This is a genomic window from Vibrio sp. 2-2(8) (assembly GCF_963888495.1).
GTDB classification, from domain to species: domain Bacteria; phylum Pseudomonadota; class Gammaproteobacteria; order Enterobacterales; family Vibrionaceae; genus Vibrio; species Vibrio anguillarum.
The window spans coordinates 278,390-290,617 of sequence record NZ_CAWPJM010000022.1; the positions used below are offsets into that span (position 1 = coordinate 278,390).

The following is a 12,228-nucleotide window of genomic DNA, read 5'->3' on the forward strand; positions in this document are numbered from 1 at the left end:
GGGGGCTAACTCACTGGATTCAATAACAGAATAAAAAAAAGGAGGTATTTGCTACCTCCTTTAAATATTTCTGATTGAGATTTACTCTGCGCCAGCCGCTTGGCTCTCATTTCCGCTGTAAATTAGTAGCGGTTGTGATTCACCATTAATGACTGATTCATCGATAACCACTTTGCTGACATCGTTTACCGATGGCAGTTCATACATGGTTTCGAGTAGTACACCTTCCAATATTGAGCGTAAACCACGTGCGCCCGTTTTGCGGTTCATTGCTTTTTTTGCAATGGCGCGCAATGCGTCTTCACGAAACTCTAGGTCAACGTTCTCTAACTCAAACAAGGCTGCGTACTGTTTCGTCAGCGCGTTTTTCGGCTCACACAGGATTTGAATCAGTGCTTCTTCATCCAGCTCTGTCAAGGTAGCCGTTACGGGAAGACGACCGATAAATTCAGGGATCAACCCATATTTTACCAAATCTTCAGGCTCTACTTGATTGAACAACTCACCGATAGTTTTGGTTTCATCTTTAGAGCGAACTTCCGCACCAAAGCCAATACCTGAACCTGTCGCAACACGTTGTTCAATCACTTTATCTAGGCCCGCAAATGCACCACCACAGATAAAGAGGATTTTGGATGTGTCTACCTGTAAAAACTCTTGTTGTGGATGCTTACGGCCACCTTGCGGCGGAACCGAAGCGATAGTGCCTTCCACCAATTTCAACAGCGCTTGCTGAACCCCTTCACCTGAGACATCTCGGGTAATTGAAGGATTTTCTGCTTTACGAGAAATCTTATCAATTTCATCGATGTAGACGATACCACGTTCCGCTTTTGCAACGTCATAATCACATTTTTGCAGCAGCTTTTGGATGATGTTTTCAACATCTTCGCCGACATAACCTGCTTCAGTTAATGTGGTGGCGTCTGCCATTGTGAAAGGTACGTCTAGGAAACGAGCTAATGTTTCGGCAAGCAGTGTTTTACCACTACCTGTTGGGCCAATAAGAAGAATATTACTCTTACCTAACTCAACCCCATCGCTCGTTTTATCACCGTTTCGTAAACGCTTGTAGTGATTATATACGGCCACTGCGAGCACTTTTTTTGCATGTTCCTGGCCAATCACATAGTCATCAAGATGTTCACGGATCTTATGCGGCGTAGGTAACGCCTCAGATTCCTTTTTTGGCAGAACATCCTTAATCTCTTCACGAATGATGTCGTTACATAAATCAACGCATTCATCACAGATGTAAACAGAAGGACCGGCGATCAGCTTGCGAACTTCGTGCTGGCTTTTGCCACAGAAAGAGCAATACAACAGTTTACTACTACCGCTCTCTTTGCTTTTGTCTGTCATTCGCTAACCTCTTAGCCTTTACTTTTAATCGTCTGAGTGTAACTCAAATTACGCCAAAATGCGTTAAACAATTCTGAGAACTGTTATTCGCCGCGGTGACGCAAGACTGCATCGACTAAACCGTATTCCACAGCTTGGTCAGCAGACATAAAGTTATCACGGTCGGTATCACGCTCGATAACTTCAAGCGGTTGGCCTGTATGCTCAGCAAGCAATTTGTTGAGTTTTTGCTTGATGGTAAGGATCTCTTGAGCATGGATCTGGATATCCGAAGCTTGGCCTTGGAAACCACCTAACGGCTGATGAATCATCACGCGTGAGTTAGGCAACACATAACGTTTCCCCGGAGCGCCACCAGCCAATAGGAATGCTCCCATTGAACAAGCTTGGCCCATACAAACAGTGCTAACATTCGGCTTGATGAACTGCATGGTGTCATAAATTGACATACCTGCAGTCACACTACCTCCTGGCGAGTTGATGTAGAGGAAAATATCTTTATCAGGGTTTTCCGATTCTAAAAACAACAGCTGCGCTACAACAAGGTTAGCCATGTGATCTTCAACTTGACCCGTTAAGAAAATCACTCGTTCTTTGAGTAGGCGAGAATAAATATCGTATGAGCGCTCACCGCGGGAAGTCTGCTCAACCACCATGGGTACTAGCGCGTCAAAAATTGGCGACATTGCGTTTTTTTCTTGGTAGCTCATATTGTTATGTCCCTAAAATAAATGGCCCGAATGATGGGTATCACACGGACCATTGTTAGCAGAATAGTTAACCTGTAGTCAACCACCTACGCTACATATTGCTTATTAAGCAGGTTGCTGGTTCATTAGCTCATTGAAGCTAACAGCCTTTTCAGAAACCTGTGCTTTAGCAATGATCGCGTCGATTGCTTGCTCTTCTAGAGCAAGGTTACGCATGTTGTTCATCATTTGCTGATTTTGAGAATAGTATGCCATTACTTCAGCTGGATCTTCGTACGCTGTTGCCATCTCTTCGATCAATGCTTTCACTTTATCTTCGTCAGCTTTTAGCTCTTCAGACTTGATCACTTCACCAAGAAGTAGGCCAACCACTACGCGACGTTTTGCTTGTTCTTCGAACAATTCACGTGGTAGTTGAGCGGCCGCTTCTGGGTTACCGCCAAAGCGTTGTGCAGCTTGTTGACGCAGTACGTCGATCTCTTGATCGATCAGTGCAGAAGGAACATTGATATCGTTCTCTTTTACTAGACCTTCAATCGCTTGCTCTTTAATGCGGTTTTTTACTGCTTGCTTAAGTTCACGTTCCATATTCTTGCGAACTTCAGCTTTCAGCGCTTCAACGCCACCTTCAGCGACACCGAATTTGGCAACGAACTCGTCGTTTAACTCTGGTAATTCACGCACTTCAACTTTGTTGATTTTAATTGCGAATTTCGCCGCTTTACCTTTTAGATTTTCCGCGTGGTAATCTTCAGGGAAGTTAACGTCGATTTCAAATTCCATACCTTTGGTTTTGCCAACGATACCGTCTTCAAAACCAGGGATCATGCGACCTGCACCCATTTCTAGAGGGAAGTTTTCAGCTTTACCGCCTTCAAACTCAACGCCATCAATAGAACCAACGAAATCGATCGTCGCGCGCGAACCCGCTTCCGCAGCTGCGTCTACTTCTTTCCACGTTGCTTGTTGCTTGCGTAACGTTTCTAGCATCTCAGCAACGTCTTCTTCCTTCACTTCAACCGCTGGTTTTTCAACAGTGATGTTTTCTAGACCTTTTAACTCAACTTCTGGATATACTTCAAAAGTTGCATTGAAAACAAGGTCTTGGCCTTCTTCGATAGAAACTGGTGCGAATGTTGGTGCGCCTGCTGGGTTGATTTTCTCTTTTACGATAGCTTCAATGAAGTGGCGTTGCATCACTTCGCCCATGACGTCTTGACGTACCGCTTTACCGTACATTTGCGCAACCATTTTCAAAGGCACTTTGCCTTTGCGGAAACCATCGAAACGACGATTCTTAGCGATATTGCGTAGCTCTTTTGTAACTGCATCTTCGATGTTAGCAGCAGGAACAGTAATATTCAGACGGCGCTCTAGGCCTTCTAGCGTTTCAACAGTAACTTGCATTATTTATAAACCTCAAAACTGGCCCAGTATTTCTGAGCAATATGAGCCGCAACTTAGGCGATGCCTTGTGCTTGGCTGCATCCTTGTGTTGTGCTCTATCCGAACACTTATATTAAAACCAGCATCAACATTGGCCAAAAGACCCAATATTGGACTAATAAGCGATATCTTTAGAGACTCTAATGCATCACAAAAGGTATCTCTGATTAGTCTCAGGACAGAAAATTTAGACGCGACATTCTACCGACCAGAATCAGTGCTGTCGAGCCAATCACCGCAGAGAGATGATTCCGTACCCTAAATTGCTTTCTAAGTGCTAAAAATTCCACCAACGTGAAAAAGCACAGTTTTGAAATGGGGACAATAAAGGCTTTTTCAAGGGAATCGAGGCTTTTTTTACCCCAAAAGCGTAAAAAGAGATCTTGCTCCTGTTTTGCACCCCACAATTGCGCTCTTTTTAAACATCACCCAAAGGAAAACCAGTAGAATTATGAGTCAATGCTGGGAGCATTATCACTTGCAAAAATGGATATCTCTCGCAAAAGAACTGCCCTTGTCGCGCCGCTGAACATGGAGAAAGGATGCTACATATTCGCCGAGTAAACCTTATTTTTGTAACGTTATTCCTTTTGTCTACCGCGGCTGGGGCGCATTTTGTTTGGCGGCACAACTACCAAAGTTTATTGATTGAACATCAAGCTCAGCTAGAGCGATTCTCTAGCCACATCACCACAAAACTTGATAAATATGCACATATCCCAAGATTGCTAGCCAAAGATAAAGAACTCATTGACGCTTTACACAGCCCCAGCAATAGCGCCCAAATTGAAATCACTAATCGCTATTTAGAACAGGTCAATGAAGTGATTCAAGCCGCTGACACCTACCTCATCGACCAATATGGCAACACGATCGCAGCAAGTAACTGGCACCTCACTCATTCATTTATTGGCCGAAACTTCGCTTGGCGGCCTTACTTTAAAACGGCCATAACTGGACAAGAGAGCCAATATTTTGCGTTAGGATCAACATCGGGGCAACGAGGATATTACTACTCCTACCCTATCGTTTATGCCGCGGATGTCATTGGCGTAGTGGTAGTGAAGATGGATCTTTCCGCGATTGAGGAAAACTGGCAGAGCAAACAAAGCTATTTTGTCGCCACCGACAACAACAACATTATTTTCATGTCCAGCCAACCGGAGTGGCTGTTTAAAAGTGTTGCCATGCTGAGCGAAAGCGATCGAATTGCGGTTCAAAATAGCCGCCAATATCTTGATACCTCTATTCGCTCACTCGGATTGATCGGCGATTTCAATGCATCCGTTGCCGAATGGGAAAATCCTTATCAAACTTGGATTAAAGGCGATTTCATCGTTTCAACCAAACCGCTGCCCAGTATCGGGCTCAACATTCGGGTTTTATCGCCCAAAATAAACATTTTCTGGGATAGCTTTGGATTTACTCTGATCAACAGCATGCTGTTTGCCATCGTCTACTTAGGGCTATTACTGGTTCATCACCGCCAACTCAAACAGCGCCAAATCGAACAGTTACAGTCTGAAGCAAAACAAAAATTAGAGTTTCTGGTGATGGAGCGAACCTCTGCACTGCACGCGGAAATTGCGGAGCGAAGTAAAACAGAGAGCATGTTACGCCAAACTCAAGATGAATTGATCCAAGCTGCGAAACTGGCTGTGCTTGGGCAAATGTCCGCCAGTATTAGTCACGAGCTGAATAATCCACTGGCCGCTATCCGCAGTTTTGCCGACAATGGGCGGCGTTTTTTAGCCAATGGTAAGCCGGAACGGACCGATGACAACTTGACTCGCATTTCAGCGCTCACCGAACGCATGGCTAAAATCAGTGAACAGCTCAAATCGTTTGCGCGAAAAAGTAACACCGATGAAAAAGTGAACGCGCAATTATTACCGATCATTTTGTCGACAAAAGAGTTGATGCAACCGCAATTTAAATCGAATTTGATTCAATTTGAAATGGAATTACCCGCGATGGATCTTTGGGTGCGTGTCAATCCAATCCAACTAGAACAAGTCTTGATTAACTTGCTAACCAACGCGATGCAGGCCCTTGAGGAACAACATCAAAAATGCGTTCGTTTGAGCACTGAGTGCAAGGCCTCTCAAGTGTTGATCCATATTGATGATAACGGCCCGGGAATTACACAAGAAAAAATAGCCCATCTTTTCGAACCGTTTTTCACCACGAAAAAAAATGGCTTAGGCTTAGGCTTGTCGATTTCACAGCAGATAATACAAAGCATGGACGGTGAGTTAACGATGACCAGTTCACCGCAGTGTGGGGCACGATTTTCAGTCTCTCTACCGATCGTTACGCCAAGCGTGTGATTTACAGACAAAGTATGGTTTAAAGATAAAAAGCAGTTAAGGACAACCAATGTGTGATGTATTTTTTATCGATGATGAGGCGGATATCCGTATCGCCATTGCGCAAAGTTTCGAGCTCGCCGACCTCACAGCGCGGTTATTTTCCAGTGCGGAAGAAGCCTTACTGGCGGCCAAAGCCGACGGGCTGCCTCTTGTGGTGGTGAGCGATATTTGCTTACCTGGCCTCAGTGGCCAGAGCTTACTCAACTCGATTCATCATCAAGATGCTGAGGTCCCTGTTATTTTGATCACAGGACATGGCGATATTTCGATGGCCGTACAAGCGATGCACGATGGCGCATACGATTTTATCGAAAAACCTTTTGCTACTGAACGCTTGATAGAAACCATCCACCGCGCGATAGAAAAACGCCACTTAACGTTAGAAAATCAACAGCTAAAACGCAGCTTAAAAGCGAGCCAAACTCTTGGACCACGCATTATCGGTAATACTGGCAACATCCAAGCGTTAAGGGACACCATCACTCATGTCGCCGACACTCAGGCTGATATTCTACTGTTTGGCGAAACTGGCACAGGAAAAGAGCTAGTTGCTCGCTCGTTACATGAGCAGAGTTCTCGCCGCGAGCTCAATTTCGTCGCACTGAACTGCGGCGCAGTGCCTGAGAACTTGATAGAAAGTGAACTTTACGGCCATGAAAAAGGCGCCTTTACTGGCGCAGAAACCAAACGCATTGGCAAATTTGAACATGCACAAGGCGGCACCTTATTTCTGGACGAGATTGAATCAATGCCAATGCAGGCACAAATTCGTTTATTACGCGTATTGCAAGAAAGAGTCATTGAACGTGTCGGGTCCAACACCTTGATTCCTCTTGATATTCGAGTCATCGCCGCAACAAAAGTCGATTTAAAGCAAGCAGCTCAAGCAGGCACCTTTCGTCAAGATCTCTACTATCGCTTAAACATTGTCACATTAGATATTCCACCACTTCGCCAACGTAAAGAGGATATTCCTGCGCTTTTCCATCACTTTTTGTTAGTGGCCGCGGCTCGTTACGGTAAAGCGGCAACCGCACTCTCTCAACCTGAAATGCAGCGCTTAATCAGCCATGACTGGCCGGGAAACGTGCGCGAACTACGCAACGCCGCAGAGCGCTATGTGCTATTGGGGAAACTGGCTCAGTTAGGCGACAACGAGCCATCACAAAAATTACCCACCCATTTAGTCGAACAAGTGGCCGAATTTGAAAAATCAGTGATTGAACAAGCATTGATTGAGTGTGGTGGGCGTATCAATGAAACAATGGAAAGACTCAACGTACCGCGTAAAACGTTGTACGACAAAATGCAGCGTTACGGATTAGACAAAGAGCTCTATAAAATATAGAGCTCTAATAACATGCCGCAGCCATAGAAATTTCAGGTCAGCATTTTGGTTACTTAGTGATGATTTCCGGCCCCATTAAGGTGGTTGGTAACCAAGTGGAAATCCAAGGCACGTAGGTCACAATCATCAAAAATAGGAACATGATCGCCACCCACGGTAGCGCCGCTTTCACCACATTCATCATCGACATTTTGGCTACCCCTGCGGTGACAAACAAGTTTAACCCGACGGGCGGTGTGATCATCCCTATTTCCATGTTCACCACCATCATGATCCCAAGGTGAATGGGGTCAATACCGAGTGCGATGGCGATGGGGAAGACCAATGGAGCAACAATGATCAGCAGCCCTGATGGCTCCATAAACTGACCACCAAGTAGTAGTAATATGTTGACTACAATCAAAAATGTTATAGGCCCGAGACCGGCGGAAAGCATCGATTCGGCAATAATTTGCGGAATGCGCTCTTCGGTCAGAACATGTTTCAATATCAATGCATTGGCGATAATAAACAGCAGCATGATGGTCAGTTTGCCTGCATCAAACAAAGTCGCTTGCGTATCTTTATGGAAAAAGGCTTGCACAATTTTGACCAAGGCTGGTTTGGTATTTTCTTTGTCGGCGAACGGCCCCATATCTTTGTAAACAAAATTGGCAATCAAGAAAGCGTATACCGCTGCCACCGCAGCCGCTTCGGTTGGCGTAAAGATACCACCGTAAATCCCGCCGAGAATGATCACCACCAGCAACAAACCCCAGCTGGCATCTTTGGCGGCGAAGATCGCTTCTTTCCAACCCACAAAAGGTTGTTTCGGTAGGTTTTTAATTCGTGCAAAAATGTAGATAGCAACAATCAGCATCAAACCCGCTAATAAACCTGGGATCACACCGCCTAAAAACATGCGCCCTACCGATACATCAGTAGCAGCGGCGTACACGACCATCACAATCGAAGGTGGGATCAAGATGCCCAATGTGCCAGCATTACAAATAACCCCAGCGGCAAACTCTTTGCTGTAGCCATTTTTGACCATTCCAGCAATAACAATACTGCCGATCGCCACCACTGTCGCCGGTGAAGAACCTGACAGCGCTGCAAACATCATACAGGCCACTACCGAAGCAATCGCCAGCCCTCCCCGAAACCAACCCACCATAGCGATAGCGAAACGGATAATGCGTTTTGCCACACCTCCGGTTGACATAAAGCTGGAAGCCAAAATAAAAAATGGAATCGCAAGCAAAGTGTAATGGCCTTCAAAAGCGTTAAACAAGGTTTGAGCCACTGACGCTAAAGAAGTATCGGAGTGCCAAAGTAGGAACAGAACGCTGGATAATCCGAGCGAGATAGCAATGGGTACACCGACTAACATAAAGCCGATGACCATAACAAACAGCAGTAAAATATCCATGAATTAACGCTCCTTGCGAGAATCAATAGGCGGGGTCGCTTCGCGGTTCGGCTCTAATATGGTCTCGCTCACTTGTGCCATTTCCGCTTTCAGCGCTTCAAGATCTTCCTCGGCTTCATGGCCAGAAATCATTCTGTCTAACTTACCGCTGAGAATTTGATAGGCGATTTGTAAAAAGCGAAAAGTGAGTAATCCCATTCCGATAGGCAATGCCATGTATGGAATAAAGCGCGGCATTTTTTCATAGCGCTCCCCTTCATTGAGCCAATCGGAGAGAAATTGCAGCATTTCCGGCATAGGAATATCGTCGGTTTCATACCAAGCACGCTCAGTCGCAAACGGATACCAGTAATTCCACGAACCGATGAGCAGTAAAATAGAAAAGGTTAAACAACAAGCCACCGCGACCAGTGCAGACACTTTTCGCATGGTTGCAGGCACCATGTTAATAACCACATCAACTCCGATGTGAAAGTGTTTCTTTACCCCATAGGACGCACCAACCAGTACCATCCATGCAAACATGAACACGGTTAATTCCAATGCCCATAAAATGTTGCCGTTAAAAACATAGCGATAAACAACGTTAACGAACGTTAATAAGGTCATCGAGCCCAAGAAGAATGCAATCAGCATTTCTTCAATCGCATCGGTAAATCGGCCGACTTTAGAGAAAAAAGAGTGTTCCATGTGATACATCGCTCTCATAGTAATTATCGGAATTGACTCAAGGTCACCGCACGGCTTCAGGTTAGTTATCAATGAGACGAGCAATAAACGCGTTGAGTCCAACCCCACCACGCAAGGTGGGGTTGGAGGCTGATTATTTGTTTGAAGCCAGCGCTGCCTCAATCAAATCTGAACCGATGTCTTTTTCAAATTTCTGCCACACAGGCTTCAGCGTTGTAACCCATTGCTGGCGCTGTTCAGGTGTGAGAGTGCGGATCACGCCTCCGGCTTCCAATACATATTGTCTATTTTGGAGCTCGACTTTATTTGATTCCGCATTACGCGCTTCAGTGACTTCTTTTAAAATGGTCGCGAACTGGTCACGCACGTCGACTGGTAGGCTGTCCCACCACTTGCTCGATGTCACCACTAGGTAGTCCAAAATGCCGTGATCGGTTTCGGTAATGCCATCTTGCACTTCAAAGAATTTCTTACCGTAAATGTTGGACCATGTATTTTCTTGACCATCAATAACTTTGGTTTGCAAACCGCCATACACTTCTGCAAAAGACATTTTTTGCGGGTTTGCACCAAGCTGCTCAAACTGAGCCACCAGTACATCAGATGCTTGCACGCGGAACTTTAATCCTTTTGCATCCGCCGGAACGAGTAGAGGTTTATTGGCTGACATCTGTTTCATACCGTTATGCCAAAACTCCAACCCTTTCACACCACGACGTGTCATTGAATTTTTCAGTTTTTCACCGTCAGCCGAGTTTTGGAAACGGTCAACTGCGTCCACATCCTCAAATAGGAATGGCAGGTCAAAAATACGGAATTTTTTGGTGAATTTTTCAAATTTTGATAATGAAGGCGCCGCTAGCTGCACATCGCCGTTTAGCATGGCTTCCAATACTTTATCGTCATCGTATAAGGTTGAATTAGGGAAAACTTGTAGGCAAGCCTTACCATTCATCTCCTTATTAACACGCTCTTCAAGCAGCGAAGCCGCAATACCTTTAGGGTGCTTATCTGTATTCGTGACGTGGCTAAACTTAATGACGATTTCGCCGGGGTCGCAATTTGCGGCCGCATTAAAACTGGTTACAGCAAGAATGGAAGCGGTCAGCAAAGTCAGTGGCTTTAACATTATTATTCTCCTTGATTGAACATATCAGCCCCATCAATGGGTGCTGGTTGTTTTCTATAAGGCAATTAACAAGCCAACATGACACATTTCATTAACAAGCCAGTAACCATAAGGTGTCACCAGCTATTCGGTTAACAACAACCCATAGAATCTTATGATAGAAAGCAAAAATGGGTAGAAAATGACCCAAGGAATATGAATTTTGGGTGGGAAATGACACCCAGCTAAATCCATCAGAGGGTGGCGATGAGAATGACGAAAAAATGTGAAACAGGAAGGAAGCGCACCCTCCGCCCAAACAGCAAGCCTAGTTTGGGCACTCCCCCCGAGCTCTTTATCGGAGAGCGCGCTAATTGGTTAGAACCGACAGATTATGTTAGTAGCACACAGAAAGTGGTGTGCTACAAAAAAGAAGAAGAAGGTGAGCAGGCAGGCTAAAAAACCTACCCACTCTGGGGGTTAGGGCTACATCGCAGCTTTCACCGCTTTCGCTAGTTTTTGTGCTGCTTGTTTTGGATCCGCTTTCGGATCATTGAAGAAGTTCGTTACGACATCAAAAATCGCGCCTTGGGCATAGCTGGTTGTCGACATACCATGGGCAATACTGGGCACAAGGTTGTTGGACTTAGCCGTCGCTTTAAAGGCCGCCATTGAGTCCAACGCGCACTGGTCAAATTTTGACATATTCATATCTGTGCGTACCGGGATCGAGCCTTTGTTGAGGTTAAATACCTCTTGGAATTTAGGATCTAGGATCGTGGCGGCTAGCGCTTTTTGCGCCTGCTTATTGTCTGCATCAGTTAGCTCAAAAAAGACAAAACTATCGACATTATGGATAAATTGATCGGCCGTACCTGGCGCGGCCACGCACAGGTAATCTTTACCCGCAACTTTGCCCGCTGCGGTAAACTCACCTTTTGCCCAGTCGCCCATGATCTGCATCGCCGCTTCACCATTTATCACCATTGAAGTCGCAACGTTCCAATCACGGCCTGGAGAGTTAACATCAATGTAGTCATGAACTTTTTTAAACTGGCTAAACACGTCAACCATTTTGTCGCCCGCGAGCACAGCCATATCAAGCTCAACAAACGCTTTCACGTAATCTTGTGAGCCAAGAACGCTCAACGCCACCGTTTCAAAAACCGTCGCGTCTTGCCAAGGTTGACCACCGTGCGCCAGTGGCACATAACCCGCGGCTTTGATCTTATCGCCCGCAACAAAAAACTCGTCTAACGTAGTTGGCACTTTAGCACCCACTTTAGCCAGTACCGCAGGGTTAACCCACAACCAGTTGACGCGATGCACGTTAACTGGCACGGCCACATACTGGCCATTCCACTTCATGACATTGGTGATCATCGGTGGTACGACTTCATCCCAACCACCCTGTTTGGCTACATCATTAAGATTTGTGAGAAAACCAAGCCCCGCCCATTCTTGAATATCGTGTCCTTTAATTTGAGCCGCCGACGGTGGGTTACCCGACACCGCGCGCGTTTTCAATACCGTCATGGCACTTTCACCACCACCACCTGCGACAGCGAAATCTTTCCAACTATGGCCTTGCTGCTCCAACATTTCGGTGAGCACAGCTATCGACTTGGCTTCGCCACCGGAAGTCCACCAATGGAGTACTTCCACTTCACCAGCGTGAGTCGAAGGGATGAAAGAGACAGAGAGGAAAGATAAAGCAAGCAGAGTGTTATGAAATTTCATCATCATCTTCCTTGGTTTTGATTCGGCAAACCTGATTCGCA

General features: G+C 45.7%; 9 protein-coding genes. 2 read left to right on the plus strand and 7 right to left on the minus strand.

Annotated elements, in window-relative coordinates; all coding sequences use genetic code 11:
- Nucleotides 1-81 precede the first annotated feature (81 nt).
- The 3 genes from clpX to tig all read right to left on the minus strand — a co-directional run bounded on the left by clpX (nt 82) and on the right by tig (nt 3,479).
- On the minus strand, nt 82-1,362 hold the full coding sequence (clpX, locus tag AACV12_RS07675) for an ATP-dependent protease ATP-binding subunit ClpX (protein ID WP_013857185.1): 1,281 nt from the start codon (nt 1,360-1,362) through the stop codon (nt 82-84).
- Nucleotides 1,363-1,445: 83 nt separating this feature from the next.
- Nucleotides 1,446-2,072, minus strand: coding sequence for an ATP-dependent Clp endopeptidase proteolytic subunit ClpP (clpP, locus tag AACV12_RS07680; RefSeq protein WP_010317461.1), 627 nt, complete (start codon nt 2,070-2,072; stop codon nt 1,446-1,448).
- Between the two features lie 105 nt (nt 2,073-2,177).
- Complete coding sequence (tig, locus tag AACV12_RS07685) at nt 2,178-3,479, minus strand: trigger factor (protein WP_013857186.1); 1,302 nt, start codon at nt 3,477-3,479, stop codon at nt 2,178-2,180.
- 581 nt (nt 3,480-4,060) lie between these two features.
- On the opposite strand from tig, the gene AACV12_RS07690 reads away from it, so the two are divergent.
- Both AACV12_RS07690 and AACV12_RS07695 read left to right on the plus strand, forming a co-directional pair.
- Nucleotides 4,061-5,848, plus strand: a complete 1,788-nt coding sequence (locus AACV12_RS07690; RefSeq protein ID WP_170894782.1) for a sensor histidine kinase — start codon at nt 4,061-4,063, stop codon at nt 5,846-5,848.
- 49 nt (nt 5,849-5,897) lie between these two features.
- A complete protein-coding gene (locus AACV12_RS07695) occupies nt 5,898-7,238 on the plus strand; it encodes a sigma-54-dependent transcriptional regulator (RefSeq protein ID WP_013857189.1) in 1,341 nt (446 codons plus the stop codon).
- Between the two features lie 49 nt (nt 7,239-7,287).
- Here AACV12_RS07695 and AACV12_RS07700 read toward each other — a convergent pair whose 3' ends face one another.
- From AACV12_RS07700 to AACV12_RS07715, 4 genes are all read right to left on the minus strand, one after another.
- Complete coding sequence (locus tag AACV12_RS07700) at nt 7,288-8,649, minus strand: TRAP transporter large permease (protein WP_013857190.1); 1,362 nt, start codon at nt 8,647-8,649, stop codon at nt 7,288-7,290.
- Nucleotides 8,650-8,652: 3 nt separating this feature from the next.
- A complete protein-coding gene (locus AACV12_RS07705; RefSeq protein ID WP_094165740.1) occupies nt 8,653-9,339 on the minus strand; it encodes a TRAP transporter small permease in 687 nt (228 codons plus the stop codon).
- Between the two features lie 133 nt (nt 9,340-9,472).
- Entirely contained in the window at nt 9,473-10,468 is a 996-nt protein-coding gene (locus AACV12_RS07710; protein ID WP_064624926.1) for a TRAP transporter substrate-binding protein, read from the minus strand.
- A 465-nt stretch (nt 10,469-10,933) separates the two neighbouring features.
- Nucleotides 10,934-12,187, minus strand: coding sequence for an ABC transporter substrate-binding protein (locus AACV12_RS07715; RefSeq protein WP_026027514.1), 1,254 nt, complete (start codon nt 12,185-12,187; stop codon nt 10,934-10,936).
- Between the last annotated feature and the right edge of the window lie 41 nt (nt 12,188-12,228).

Excerpts from the sequence above, each read along its gene's own strand:
- clpP (WP_010317461.1), bottom strand. The coding sequence starts at position 2,072 with ATGAGCTACCAAGAAAAAAACGCAATGTCGCCAATTTTTGACGCGCTA.
- AACV12_RS07690 (WP_170894782.1), top strand. The coding sequence starts at position 4,061 with ATGCTACATATTCGCCGAGTAAACCTTATTTTTGTAACGTTATTCCTT.
- AACV12_RS07700 (WP_013857190.1), bottom strand. The coding sequence starts at position 8,649 with ATGGATATTTTACTGCTGTTTGTTATGGTCATCGGCTTTATGTTAGTC.
- AACV12_RS07710 (WP_064624926.1), bottom strand. The coding sequence starts at position 10,468 with ATGTTAAAGCCACTGACTTTGCTGACCGCTTCCATTCTTGCTGTAACC.
- clpX (WP_013857185.1), bottom strand. The coding sequence starts at position 1,362 with ATGACAGACAAAAGCAAAGAGAGCGGTAGTAGTAAACTGTTGTATTGC.
- AACV12_RS07715 (WP_026027514.1), bottom strand. The coding sequence starts at position 12,187 with ATGAAATTTCATAACACTCTGCTTGCTTTATCTTTCCTCTCTGTCTCT.
- AACV12_RS07695 (WP_013857189.1), top strand. The coding sequence starts at position 5,898 with ATGTGTGATGTATTTTTTATCGATGATGAGGCGGATATCCGTATCGCC.
- tig (WP_013857186.1), bottom strand. The coding sequence starts at position 3,479 with ATGCAAGTTACTGTTGAAACGCTAGAAGGCCTAGAGCGCCGTCTGAAT.
- AACV12_RS07705 (WP_094165740.1), bottom strand. The coding sequence starts at position 9,339 with ATGGAACACTCTTTTTTCTCTAAAGTCGGCCGATTTACCGATGCGATT.